Annotated in this window: 12 protein-coding genes; 6 read left to right on the top strand and 6 right to left on the bottom strand. The window is 49.4% G+C overall.

All coding sequences use genetic code 11. The features are described from left to right. The 5 genes from DW931_RS10305 to DW931_RS10325 all read left to right on the top strand — a co-directional run. Positions 1–144, top strand: a 144-nt coding sequence (locus DW931_RS10305) for a zinc ribbon domain-containing protein (protein WP_147353627.1), incomplete at its 5' end; no start/stop codon positions are given. A gap of 201 nt (positions 145–345) precedes the next feature. Next, entirely contained in the window at positions 346–1,095 is a 750-nt protein-coding gene (locus DW931_RS10310; protein WP_118626966.1) for a LytTR family DNA-binding domain-containing protein, read from the top strand. Then, on the top strand, positions 1,092–2,438 hold the full coding sequence (locus DW931_RS10315; protein ID WP_118482567.1) for a sensor histidine kinase: 1,347 nt from the start codon (positions 1,092–1,094) through the stop codon (positions 2,436–2,438). The genes DW931_RS10310 and DW931_RS10315 overlap by 4 nt, the downstream gene beginning before the upstream one ends. 86 nt (positions 2,439–2,524) lie before the next feature. Continuing rightward, the gene (locus DW931_RS10320) at positions 2,525–2,920 is read left to right on the top strand and encodes a transcriptional repressor (protein ID WP_118482568.1); all 396 of its coding nucleotides are present in this window, start codon (positions 2,525–2,527) and stop codon (positions 2,918–2,920) included. Between the two features lie 209 nt (positions 2,921–3,129). Beyond that, entirely contained in the window at positions 3,130–3,672 is a 543-nt protein-coding gene (locus DW931_RS10325; RefSeq protein ID WP_118482569.1) for an NADH peroxidase, read from the top strand. Between the two features lie 131 nt (positions 3,673–3,803). Here the strand turns inward: DW931_RS10325 and DW931_RS10330 are convergent, their stop codons facing one another. From DW931_RS10330 to DW931_RS10355, 6 genes are all read right to left on the bottom strand, one after another. After that, the gene (locus DW931_RS10330; protein WP_118482570.1) at positions 3,804–4,388 is read right to left on the bottom strand and encodes a GNAT family N-acetyltransferase; all 585 of its coding nucleotides are present in this window, start codon (positions 4,386–4,388) and stop codon (positions 3,804–3,806) included. 114 nt (positions 4,389–4,502) lie between these two features. Further along, positions 4,503–5,492, bottom strand: a complete 990-nt coding sequence (locus tag DW931_RS10335; protein ID WP_118482571.1) for a guanosine polyphosphate pyrophosphohydrolase — start codon at positions 5,490–5,492, stop codon at positions 4,503–4,505. Between the two features lie 94 nt (positions 5,493–5,586). After that, positions 5,587–6,771, bottom strand: a complete 1,185-nt coding sequence (locus DW931_RS10340) for an LL-diaminopimelate aminotransferase (protein WP_107000653.1) — start codon at positions 6,769–6,771, stop codon at positions 5,587–5,589. Positions 6,772–6,790: 19 nt separating this feature from the next. After that, positions 6,791–8,410, bottom strand: a complete 1,620-nt coding sequence (locus DW931_RS10345; protein ID WP_107000654.1) for a CTP synthase — start codon at positions 8,408–8,410, stop codon at positions 6,791–6,793. Positions 8,411–8,559: 149 nt separating this feature from the next. Then, positions 8,560–11,856 (bottom strand): carbamoyl-phosphate synthase large subunit, encoded by a 3,297-nt coding sequence (carB, locus tag DW931_RS10350; RefSeq protein ID WP_118626967.1) that lies wholly within the window; start codon positions 11,854–11,856, stop codon positions 8,560–8,562. Then, a complete protein-coding gene (locus DW931_RS10355) occupies positions 11,847–12,959 on the bottom strand; it encodes a carbamoyl phosphate synthase small subunit (protein WP_118482572.1) in 1,113 nt (370 codons plus the stop codon). The genes carB and DW931_RS10355 overlap by 10 nt, the downstream gene beginning before the upstream one ends. Before the next feature lie 442 nt (positions 12,960–13,401). Here DW931_RS10355 and DW931_RS10360 point away from each other — a divergent pair, with 442 nt between their 5' ends. Continuing rightward, positions 13,402–13,683, top strand: a complete 282-nt coding sequence (locus DW931_RS10360; RefSeq protein ID WP_107000657.1) for a hypothetical protein — start codon at positions 13,402–13,404, stop codon at positions 13,681–13,683. The last annotated feature ends 8 nt before the right edge of the window (positions 13,684–13,691 follow it).

Consider the following 13,691-nt stretch of genomic DNA (forward strand, 5'->3'; position numbering starts at 1 on the left):
AAACTATGTCATTGTTGCGGTTCTATAAAGAAAGATTTAAAACTTTCAGATAGAATCTACAGATGTGATTGTAGCTATGTTGCAGATAGGGATCTCAATGCGGCACTTAATTTAAAAGATGCTAAAACTTACAAGATTGCATAATGAAAAGCAAATGTAAGTATGTACCGAAGGCTATTTCGGGAATTAACGACTGTGGAGTATACAAGAACTTGTGAGTAGCATATCTGTTTACAGATTGTAAAAGCATATACGATGAAGCAGTAAGTAATGTTCGTGAGAACTTACAACATCTCGATGTGAGTCTATTTACACACATTTTGAGTGGCAGGCGGTTGAGCTTTGATGCATTTTGCGATTGTTGAGGACTTGAAGATAGATCAGAATCATCTGATTCATTTGATACAGGAGAACTTGGAGAAGCACGGGGAAACGGTGTACTTTGACTGCTACGAGAGCGGCGAGGCATTTCTGGAAGCATTCCGTCCAAGGCTTTTTAATGCGGTTTTTATGGATATTATGCTGGACCGGGACGGGCGCAATGGTATTGACACGGCGCTGGAGCTTCGCAAGCGCGAAAAACGTCTCCCCATCGTTTTCACTACAACGGAACGTGATTATTCACTGCAGGGTTACCGTGCCCATCCCCTTGATTATCTCTTAAAACCGGTGGAGGAAAAGGCACTTGCCTGGTGTCTCGATGAGATCCGGACATTTCTCGCCGCGCCTGCCTACATCGAAATTCAGGTGGCGCTCGGACGGGGACAGGCATCCACGCAGCGGATTCTGCTCGACGATTTTCTGTACGCGGAGACGCAGAACCACCGGCTGATCATCCATACCAGCTCCGGCGATGCCGCCACACGGCTCTCTTTTTCGGATCTGATGGCACTGCTCCCGAAGGGCAGTCGTTTTTACATGAGCGGACGCGGGCTGCTTATCAATTTTTCACATGTTACCTCGGTGGACGAGGACGGTTCTGTCCATCTGAAAAACGGTAGCTGCTTTTTCTGCAGCCGCCGGAAGAAAAAAGAGACAAAGGAAGCATTTGCAACCTACTTATTTGACACATTGCGGAAGGGAGGTACTCTATGAACTGGTCTGTGTTTGGCAAGGCATTTCTCGTTGAAACCGTCTATTCCATTCCTTTTTTTATTTTATCGATTCTGCCATTTAAAAAGCAGCTTCGATTTCCGATTAAAATCCTGATTCTGTTCATTTTTATCGGTCAGCTGCTCCAGTCCTCCCTGTATACCTACCTGATCAGCCACGGTAAACCGACCCGGGTCACCGACACGGTGTTTGCCCTCGTTTCTCTGGCGATCTATTTTTTATGTGTGAAGGCTAATTTCTGGAAACTTCTGTTTCTGGGAAACTTCATCCTGAATTATTTTGTCACAGTCCGGGGCATCTGTTTCTTTCTGGAAAGCCGTCTGTTCTACGATCCCAGCATTACCTATTATTCACTCCGCGATCAAAGCCTGCTGCTCATCTCGATTCTTCTGTTTCTGACGCTCCCTCTCGGGCTCAAATTTATGAAAAATGCCACGGAACGCGTTTTTCAGGTAGACAGCTCCGCATTCTGGCAGAAAGTCTGGTTTATTCCATTTTCATGTACCCTGATTATCTGCGCTTATAACTTTGATTTAAACATTGATACCGTCCGCAAGTTCCGTTTTATCCTCACGCGGCTCTGGCTCTTTGCCATGACAATTCTTATCTACTATGTCCTTTTGGAAGCGCTCAATGCAGTCCGCCAGCAGGCGCAGCTGGAAGAACGCGCGGCGCAGCAGGACACGCTCCTGGCGATGCAGTACACACAGTATCAGCAGCTTTCCCGCCACATCGAAGAGGTGCGGGAGGCGCGCCACGACCTGCGCCAGCACTTAAATCTCATCGAGCATTACCTGCAAAGCGGGAAAACGGAGGATCTGAATACCTACATCGAACAATACCGTATGACGCTTCCGCCGGACACTGCGCGGACCTGGTGTGAAAATTATGCGGTCAACACGATTATCAGCTATTACGGCGAGGAGGCGCGCAAGGCGTCAGTCGATTTTTCGGTCCGCATCCAGCTTCCGCCCTCTCTCCCGCTGGGTGAGCCACAGCTCTGCTCGATCTTCGGCAATCTTCTGGAAAATGCCCTCGACGCCTGTCGGGAATGTACAGACAGCGCGCCGTTTATCCGCATCTGCGCCCAGGAGGATGCCGGTCACATCGTGATCGCCGTTGACAACACCTGCTGCCATCCGCCGATCGAGGAAAATGGGCGGTTCCGCTCGACCAAACATGACGGGTTCGGCACGGGAACCGCCTCCATCCGTTCGATCGCTGAGCGGTACCAGGGCCTGGTGGATTTCCGGTATGAGGACGGGATCTTTTATGCATCGGTGATGTTGAAATTTGACTCTAAAATTTCTCACGGAAATCTTTGAAAAAAGATTGACTTTCATCGCGTCAGGACGCATAATATAAATAATAATCATTATCAATATTATTTAGAAGGATTGGAGTGTCGCTTATGAAAACCTTAAAATACAGCCGTCAGCGCGAATCGATCAAAGCCTGCCTGATGAGCCGGAAGGATCATCCGACCGCCGACGCCCTTTACACCAGCATCCGGGAACAGTTTCCGAATATCAGCCTTGGAACCGTTTACCGCAATTTAAACCTGTTAGTTGAGCTGGGCGAGATCCGGAAACTGTCCTGCGGCGACGGCACGGATCATTTCGATTATGATACATCCCCACATTACCACTACGTCTGCCGCCAGTGCGGACGGGTCATGGATATTCCGATGGAAGCAACCAAGGAGCTGGAGACAGCCGCCAAAGAATTTGCGCCGGGAACGATCGATGACCATACCGTGTTTTTCTATGGGATGTGCGATGAGTGTTTGAAAAGGGAAAAACACTAATAAGAATTATTTCTATTTTTTCATTGACAAACACAGGGATCTATGGTATCTTAATATCAGTAATCATTACTGATTTCATTCAAGCCAAATAAACGATTTCGTTTTAAAAGCTCCTATGAAACAGAATGGTTGCAAACAACTTTACTATCTATTTATTGTTTCTATAAAACACGAAATTAAAAATTTATTTTAGAAAAGGAGAATTGACTATGAAGAAATTTGTCTGTACAGTATGTGGTTACGTATACGAGGGTGAGGCTGCTCCGGAAAAATGTCCAGTATGCGGCGCTCCGGCTTCCAAGTTCAAAGAGCAGTCCAGCGAGATGAGCTGGGCAGCTGAGCACGTAGTTGGTGTGGCACAGGGTGTCAGCGAGGATATTCTCGAAGATTTAAGAGCTAACTATGAAGGCGAGTGCAGAGAAGTTGGTATGTACCTGGCGATGGCACGTGTAGCTCACAGAGAGGGCTATCCGGAGATCGGTCTGTACTGGGAGAAGGCAGCTCACGAAGAGGCTGAGCACGCTGCTAAGTTTGCAGAGCTTCTCGGCGAGGTTGTAACTGATTCCACCAAGAAGAACCTGGAGATGCGTGTAGAGGCTGAGCACGGCGCAACCGAAGGCAAATTTGACCTTGCAAAACGTGCGAAAGCTGCTAACCTGGATGCAATCCATGACACCGTTCATGAGATGGCTCGTGACGAGGCTAGACATGGCAAGGCATTTGAGGGTCTGTTAAAGAGATACTTCAACTAATCTGAGTGAATGAATGGACAGCGCATTACGGCGCTGGTGAATAAAAGAGAACTGATAAGGGCGTGTGAAAATAGGAAATTCCATTTTCACACGCCCTGTTTATTTTATGCAGATTTGTTTTATGTCTCTGTTCAAAAAGACGCCAAAATCTTATCTACCGTCTCCTTCTCCATCTTCCCAATCGGAATCATCTCCGCCGGTACGTCCTCATATGGCAGCAGCGCTTTCTCATACCAGGTAACATCGTGCCATTTTCCGCTCTTATAACCGGTATTTTTGCACACGCCCATCGTCCGGAATCCGCATCCGTTATGCATCGCATCGCTCTTCACATTCGGACTTGTCACCAGACTGTAGACTGTATGGACGCCCTGTGCCTTTAAAAGCTCTAAAAGCACCAGAAGCATCCGTTTGCCGATGCCCTTCGACGTCACCCGACTGTCCAGATATTCAGAAAGTTCCGCATTCCAACGGTACGCCGCGCGCTCAAGCTGCTTATGCCCATATGCATAGCCAATGATTCTGCCCGTTTCATCCTCGCAGACAATCCACGGATATTCTGCCGTGATCGCCCGGATGCGCCCCTCAAATTCCTCCAGGGACGGCAGCTCCGTCTCAAACGTGATCGGCGTGTCCATATATTGTGCATAAATTTCCAATATCGCAGGTGCATCGGCGATAGCGGCCAGACGCAGGCGGCAGGATGTATGGTCCATAAACTGGTTCCTCCCTATCATTTTCGGTCATTTTTCCTTTACAGGCAACTATATATGATTCTTCCCGTTTCGTCAACTATTCGCAACTAGATTCATGCCTGCCCGTGAACCCCCTCAATCCACCAGCTCATTCTGATGCCTCGATAAATGCTCATATGGCAGAATCAGCCGCCCCCGGTACAGCCCGCAGCCGTCATTGACAAGGTCGTTGTTGATTGCCGTAAACATATTGACATCCACTTCAGCTAAATTGAGCGATACCAGGCGCTGGCAGCGTTCATATGCCTCATCAAAATAAATACATGCACCTTCCGGTATCTCATCCCGCCTGGCCCGCTCGCCCTCCTGGCGCTTTTCGTAGCTTAAATGATTGGCCACGCCGATCTCCGCGATATCGTCCATGTGCTTTGTGCGAAGCTGTACCTCCACATAGCTTCTGGAACAATTATCGTAAAACGTAATATGCAGAGACTGGTAATCATCCGAACTATTTCCGCAGACATAATCACGGTAGTACGGCCTTACCTCCTCATCCATCAACGGGGAGGTACTCTCCTTCACCCCGTAAGCCGGTTCCGCCGTAAACCCACGTTCCTCCAGAAATCCCGGAAGCTCATTCGCAATCTGGTAGAGGTACCGGATATCTGCCTCCTGCTGCGATTCCCCCGGTTTCAGGTAACACTTCGGCAGTGAAATCACGATCCGGTACGCAATCAGGTCGCGGAAACAGCTCAATCTCTGCTTCAAATCGGAGATCGACGGAAATGCCTTATGTTCTGTATAACAGTCATAAATATATTCGACGATATATCCATTAAATTTCGCCTCCGAGCGGATCAGCGACTTGATTCTTCCCTTAAAGTTAAATGCCAGAAGCGGATATTCCTTTGCCATATGAATATAAAATTCCCGGATCTTCTGTGACTGGGTCGTCAGGAAATCATTGTGTTCCAAAAGTTCCCGGATCTGAATCAGGAAATTTGCATGTATCAGGTCTATCTCATTGTTTGTCTGTTTTGCCTCCGCTTTCAAATCCCGGCTGTAATTCTTTAAAATCTTAAACATCGTATCGCCGGAATACAGATAATCGTTTAAGGTCACCATGGTCCTCACCTCCCTGCTGCAGCAAAAAGGGGACGGTGCATAGGATAACAATGCCCCAGATGCACCAGCCCCCTCATTTATAAAATAGAGCTATTTATTTTCCGTAAACCTTCTTGATCCGCTCCATTGCCTCTTTTGTATTCGCAGTCGTACCAAATGCAGTCAGACGGAAGAATCCTTCTCCATTCTTACCAAATCCGCTGCCCGGTGTGCCGACCACATTTGCCTTGGCAAGCAGATCGTCGAAAAACTCCCAGGATTTCATGCCGTTCGGGCACTGCATCCAGATGTACGGTGAATTTTCGCCGCCGATGTGCCAGATTCCAAGCTCTTTTAAGGTCTCTGTCATGATCTTCGCATTGGTGCGGTATACGTCCAGGTGCTCGCGGCACTGTGCCATGCCCTCCGGTGAAAGAGCTGCCTCTGCGGCGCGCTGTACCGGGTAGGAAACGCCGTTAAACTTGGTTGTCTGGCGGCGCAGCCACATCTTGCGGATGGAAGAACCACCGCGCTCTAATTCAGACGGAACCACAGTATAGCCACAGCGGGTTCCGGTAAAGCTTGCCAGCTTCGAAAGGGAGCAGAACTCGATCGCGCAGGTCTTTGCGCCCTCAATCTCAAAAATACTTCTCGGAAGCGCCGGATCTGCTACGAAGGACTCATACGCCGCATCAAATAAAAGAATCGCATCCTGCTCGTTCGCATAGTCAACCCACTCTTTTAACTGCTCACGGTTGTACACACCGCCAGTCGGGTTGTTCGGGGAGCAGAGATAAATAATATCCGCTTTCTGTCCCTTCGGAGGCATCGGAAGAAAGCCATTTTCCACATTGGCATCCATAAATACGATCTTTCTGCCTGCCATCACGTTCGTATCCATGTAAACCGGGTATACCGGATCCGGGATCAGGACCGTGTTGTCCGCATCAAAGAGATCGAGGATATTTCCGACATCACTCTTCGCGCCGTCGCTGATGAATATATCCTCCGCCGCCACCTCAACCTGGAAGGACGCATAATACTTCTGAACTGCTACGCGCAGAAAATCATATCCCTGCTCCGGACCATATCCATGGAACGTAGCCGCCTTGCCCTGCTCCATAGCTGCTTTTGCAAATGCGTCAGCTGCTTTCTGGCAGATCGGAAGGGTTACGTCACCGATACCCATTTTGATTACTTTTGCCTCTGGATGGGCTTTGGTGTATTCATCTACTTTTTTAGCGATGGTGGAAAACAGATAGCTTTCTTCCAGATTTTTATAGTTTTCGTTGATCTTCATACTTTATTTTCTCCATATTTTAAGAATTTTTTTCCTTTACCTCCAGAGCCGCTTTCACAAACTCCCGGAAGATCGGATGTGCGCGGTTCGGGCGGCTCTTGAACTCCGGATGGTACTGAACTCCCAGATAGAACGGATGTCCCGGAATCTCCATCGCCTCTACCAGCGTACCGTCCGGAGACTGTCCGGAAAAGATAGCGCCATGCTCCATATAAACTTCCCGGAACTTGTTGTTAAATTCATAACGATGGCGATGTCTCTCTTCGATCAGACCTTTTCCATACGCTTTCATCATCAGCGTATCCGGACTGATGCGGCACGGATATGCACCCAGACGCATCGTTCCGCCCATGTCAGCCAGATCCATCTGCTCTTCCATCAGGGCAATGACCGGATGCTTGCTGTCCGGCGCAAACTCGGTTGAGTTCGCATCCTCATAGCCTAACACGCCTCTGGCAAATGCGATCGCCGCGATCTGCATACCAAGGCAGATGCCAAAGTACGGGATATTGTTTCTTCTCGCATAATCAGCTGCCGCAATCATGCCCTCGATGCCTCGGATGCCGAAGCCGCCCGGCACGATGATACCGGTTGAACCGCCCAGGATTTCCGGTGCCGTCTCCGGGGTGATCGTCTCACTATCCACCCAGTTGATCTCCACCTGCGCGCCATTTTCCCATCCGGCATGGTGCAGGGATTCTACGATCGACAGATAGGAGTCGTGCAGTTTGACGTACTTGCCGACCAGGGAAATCTTGACCGTCTTGCGGCTGTTCTTGATTCGGTCCAGCATATGTTTCCACTCCGTCAGATCGCACTCCTGCGGCGCTTTCTCGATGCCCAGCTCGCGAAGCACGATCTTGGCAAGTCCTGCTTCCTCCAGCATGATCGGTGCCTCGTAGAGAACCGGAAGGGTCAGGTTCTCGATGACGCAGTCCTCTTTGACGTTACAGAACAGTGCGATCTTGCGGAAAATGGATGGATCGTCCACCGGACGGTCACAGCGCGCTACGATGATATCCGGCATGATACCAAAGGACTGCAGCTGTTTAACCGAATGCTGCGTCGGTTTTGATTTATGCTCGCCTGAAGATTCCAGATATGGAATCAGGGTTACATGGATGAAGAGGCAGTTGCTGCGTCCCGCCTCGCAGGACACCTGGCGGATGGCTTCCAGGAACGGCTGTGACTCAATATCGCCGGTTGTTCCGCCGATCTCTGTGATAACGATGTCCGCATCGGTCTTTTCCTGCACGGAATAGATAAATGATTTTATCTCATTTGTGATATGTGGAATTACCTGTACCGTCTCGCCCAGATATTCGCCGCGGCGCTCTTTATTTAACACATTCCAGTAGACCTTACCGGTCGTCAGGTTGGAATACCGGTTTAAATCTTCATCTATAAAACGCTCATAATGTCCCAGATCCAGATCCGTCTCCGCACCGTCGTTTGTTACGAATACTTCGCCGTGCTGATACGGGCTCATGGTTCCTGGATCGACGTTGATATACGGATCCAGCTTCTGCGCTGCTACCTTAAATCCCCGTGCCTTCAAAAGACGGCCCAGAGACGCTGCTGTAATACCTTTCCCCAATCCCGATACAACACCGCCTGTCACAAAAATAAATTTTGCCATCTGCTTTTCCTCCTCTTCCTTTCTTTAAATATTAATCCACTTTTTTCCGTCATATATGATTCTGTCAGATTTTGCCTTCGCAAAAGATTTCAGCCTGCACGGATTCCGCAACCCTCAAAACGCAGAATCCATGCAGACCATCGTTCTTTTTAGTCGTTTTCATGCTCCTGAAGCACATAACCCGGAATCTGGATTTCTTCCGGTTTTTCCATCTGGCCCAGCTCTTTTCTAGCCGCTGCACCATGTGCAATGTGCGCGATATCTACCAGTTCAACGTTGTCCTCGTTGTACTTGCTTTCCAGTGTCAGCGCCAGGACAGCCGCGGTATCAAGCGATGTCAGGCACGGAATACCAAGCTCGACTGCCTTTCTTCTCAGGCGGACACTGTCGCGTCCCGGCTGGCGTCCCGTCTTGGAAGTGGAAATCACATAGCTGATCTTTCCTTCTTCCAGCAGGGAAATGGTCGTCTCCTCGCCCTCTTTGGCTTCCTTCGGCTTCTTGACTAACGTTGAAGAAATGCCGACGCTGTTTAACCGGCTTGCAGTACCGGAGGTCGCGTAGATGTGGAATCCCATCGCCACGTACTCTTTGACCAGCTCGCGCAGGTCGCTCTTATCGGTATCGCGGACACTGATTAAGACGCCGCCCTCGCGCTTCATCGTATATCCGGCTGCTACCAGGCCTTTGAACAGCGCTTCCTCCATCGTCCGGGCGATACCCAGTACCTCGCCGGTCGATTTCATTTCCGGTCCGAGCTGTGTGTCTACGTTGGACAGCTTCTCAAAGGAGAAGACCGGAACCTTGACTGCGTAGTACGGAGAGCACGGATACAGACCTGTCTCGTAGCCCATGTCAGCCAGCTTCTCGCCCATCATGATGCGGGTTGCCAGATCGACCATCGGCACGCCGGTTACCTTGCTGATGTACGGCACGGTACGGGACGAACGCGGGTTGACCTCGATGATATAGATCGTATCCTCATGCAGGACATACTGGATATTGATCAGGCCTTTCGTATTCATGGACAGCGCCAGACGGATGGAATAGTCCACCAGACGGTCTTTCTGGCTCTCGGTCAGCATAAATGCCGGATATACCGCGATGGAGTCGCCGGAATGGACGCCCGCACGCTCGATGTGCTCCATGATACCCGGAATCAGAACCGTTTCGCCGTCGCAGATCGCGTCGACCTCCAGCTCGGTACCCATCAGGTATTTATCAATCAGGATCGCATTCTCAATCTTGTGTGAGAGAATAATCTTCATATACTCATGAATATCGGCGTCGTTGTACGCGATAATCATGTTTTGTCCGCCTAATACATAGCTCGGACGCATCAGAACCGGATAGCCCAGATGATTTGCCGCCTGGATTGCCTCATCCTCAGTGTAAACGGTCTGACCCGCTGCCTGTTTCATATTTAATTTTTTCAGCAGGGCTGCGAAACGTCCGCGATCCTCCGCCATATCGATGCTGTCTGCCGGAGTGCCGAGAACCGGAATATTGTTCTCTACAAGACATTTTGTCAGACGGATCGCTGTCTGTCCGCCAAAGGCTACAACTGCGCCGATCGGCTTCTCGATCCGGATGATATCCAGCACATCCTCCGGTGTCAGCGGCTCAAAATACAGACGGTCTGCTACGTTGAAGTCGGTGGAAACGGTCTCCGGGTTGTTATTTACGATGACAACCTCATAACCGGCTCTCTTTAACGACCATACGCAGTGAACGGATGCGAAATCAAACTCGATACCCTGACCGATACGGATCGGACCGGAGCCAAATACCATAACAACTGGTTTTCCGCTTGCATTCTCTTTAATAAATTCTTCTGCCTCATCTTCCTCGCCGAAGGTGCTGTAGAAGTAAGGGGTACTTGCCGTAAACTCAGCGCTGCAGGTATCAACCATGCGGTAGCATGCCGGAACATGCTTGATTTCCGAAAGCCCGGTCATCTCCTTGATGACTGCATCCGGGAATCCGTTCTGTTTGGCTTCCATATAAAGCGCATCGCTCAGAGTCTCAGACTGCATCCGGCGTTCCAGGGACAGGATATGCATCAGTTTATTTAAGAACCACTCGTCGATCTTGGTCAGCTCATGAATCTCGGCAACGGTCACGCCGCGCTTGAAGCTCTCATAGATTGCAAACAGACGCTCGTCATCCTGCGCCAGAATTTTTTCTCTCAGCTCTTCCACACTCATCGGCGCCAGTTTCTTCATGTTTAGGCTGTTCTGGGAGATCTCCGCGCCGCGGACTGCCTTCATGAGCGCCTGCTCAAAGTTGCGGCCGATCGCCATAACCTCGCCGGTTGCCTTCATCTGGGTACCCAGCTTCCGGCGTCCGTAAACGAATTTATCAAATGGCCATTTCGGGAATTTAACCGTTACATAGTCAAGGGCCGGCTCGAAGCATGCCATCGTCTCGCCGGTTACCTCGTTCGGGATCTCGTCCAGATGATAACCGATCGCAATCTTGGTTGCCACGCGGGCAATCGGATATCCGGTTGCTTTCGAAGCAAGGGCGGACGAACGGGATACACGCGGGTTTACCTCGATAACGGCATATTCAAAGCTCTCCGGATTCAGCGCAAACTGGCAGTTGCAGCCGCCCTCGATACCCATCGCCTGGATAATATTCAGCGCTGCGGAACGAAGCATCTGGTATTCCTTATCCGCCAGCGTCACAGCCGGTGCGATAACAATGGAGTCGCCGGTGTGGACGCCGACCGGGTCAAAGTTTTCCATCGAGCAGACCGTAATCTCGTTGCCGATGGCATCGCGCATTACCTCAAACTCGATCTCCTTCCATCCGGAAATACATTTCTCAACCAGAATCTGATTGATCGGTGACAGGCGGATACCCGCCTCCGCGATGTTGTAAAGCTCTTCTTTATTTGCCGCAATACCGCCGCCGGTACCGCCCAGGGTAAAGGCCGGACGCACGATAACTGGGTAAGAAATAACCTCGGCAAAATCAAGTGCATCCTCGATGGTGGTGACAACCTTGGACGGAATGACCGGCTCACCGATAGCTTCCATCGTGTCTTTAAAGCACTGGCGGTCCTCCGCCTTATCGATGGTCTCCGGGGACGCGCCGAGAAGCGTTACATTGTGGCTCTTTAAGAAACCTTCTTTGGCAAGCTCCATGGACAGTGTCAGTCCGGTCTGTCCGCCCAGGGTGGACAGGATGCTGTCAGGCTTCTCTTTTTCAATGATTCTCTTGACAAATTCCAGGGTCAGCGGCTCGATGTATACGTGATCCGCGATGGCGCTGTCCGTCATGATGGTTGCCGGGTTGGAGTTTACTAAAACGACCTCCAGACCTTCCTCTTTTAAAGCCCGGCACGCCTGCGTTCCTGCATAGTCAAACTCTGCCGCCTGACCGATGACGATAGGGCCGGAACCGATTACCATAACTTTTTTCAGGGATTTATTTAACGGCATGACGCGCCCTCCTTTTCCTTATAATCTCTCATCATCTGAATGAAACGCCCAAACAGTTCTTCCGTATCCTTCGGACCTGCACACGCCTCCGGATGAAACTGGACGGTAAATGCCGGCATATCGTGGTAGGTGATGCCTTCGCAGGTGCCGTCGTTGACATTGATAAATGTCTCCTCCGCGCCCTCCGGCAGCGTATCGCGCAGTACCTCATAGCCGTGGTTCTGGCTGCTGATGTACACGCGTCCGGTGGTCAGATCCTTGACCGGCTGGTTCGCACCTCTGTGACCGAATTTCATTTTTCCAGTCTTCGCGCCCTTGGCAATCGCCAGAAGCTGATGACCCAGGCAGATACCGAACATCGGTTTTCCAGCCTTCGTAATCTTTCGGATCTCCTCGATGACCTCTGGGTTGTCCTCTGGGTTTCCCGGACCGTTGGAAAGCATGATTCCGTCCGGATTCATCTTAAGAATCTCCTCCGCCGTCGTACCAGCCGGAAGGTCAGCCACGCGGCATCCGCGCCTGGTCAGCTCGCGGATGATATTTTCCTTTGCGCCGAAATCCCAGAGCACAATCTGGAACTCTTCTTTCTCATCCGCCGGTTTGATCTCACATTTCTTTGGTGTAACGGTTTCAACCGCCTTTGTAATGTGGAAGTTTTTCACTTCCTCCAGCTTTTTTGCGTCATACGGCGGCTTCACCTCGGTCAGCCAGCCGTTCATCGAACCGGATTCACGAATGGTTTTTGCCAGCTTTCTCGTATCGATTCCATAGACGCCCGGGATGTTTCTTTCTTTAAAAAAGGTGTCAAGATCCCCACTGCATCTGAAGTTGGAAGGTTCCTGACACCACTCTTTTACGATATAGGCTGATAAATATACCTCTTCATTCTCGAAGTCCTGCGGAATCACTCCGTAGTTTCCGATTAACGGAAATGTCTGAACGACAATCTGTCCAAAATAGCTGGGATCTGTGATCGTCTCAAGGTATCCTGTCATACCGGTTGTAAATACGACTTCTCCGGTCACTTCACGTAAAGGAGCGCCAAAGCTTTTTCCCTCAAAATAGTCGCCGTTTTCCAACAGAAGATATACCGGTTTCTCCATCTGGTCACCATTCCTTTCTCTCTCGTACCCCGCCTGTGAATAGCTTCATGCAGGCAGTTTACTTTTTCATTCTCAATAGCCTCACATTTGAGCAAATCTGTTTTTCCTCAGATGCGTTTTTTACATCATTAGAGACATATTTTATAAATTGTCTGATTCTGCAACAAAGGCGTCCATGAGCCTAAGCCCATGAACGCCCTTGTTCATATTCTGAAAGATTATAGCATAGGAAAGTTCTATGCGTCAAGAGATTTTTTATACATTTTTTTATGTTTTATACGTCATTTATGCATTTTTATGCATTTCTGCCTATTGTTTTTCATTTTTATTTATTATGCAAACATCAAGTATACATATGTAAGGATTTATTAAGGAATAAGTAACACGGTTGTCTATTCCATCCTGTATACTGTCTCTATTACTTAACAGGAGGTATTGATTTATGAGTCTCTTTCTTTTAGTTTTATTCCCACTAAGCTTTTTACTTGCCATTCTTGCTTTTTTTACAGGTAAAACTATGGCATCCATCCTTACGCTTGGCAGTTATGCCTGCTTTGCACTCTTTCTGCTGCTTTCCCTTCATGACATCAATCTTCGCATGATGACTCAGGATATCAGCGGTATCCAGGATATCTATCCCTCTATTGAGTCTATCTGTATTCCTGCGTTTCTTGCTTTAAATGTAGTAGCTGGCTTCCGCGTTTTTAAGACTGCAAAAAAATAAGTGCTTGT

Source organism: Clostridium sp. AM43-3BH, from assembly GCF_003479985.1.
GTDB lineage: Bacteria > Bacillota > Clostridia > Lachnospirales > Lachnospiraceae > Otoolea > Otoolea fessa.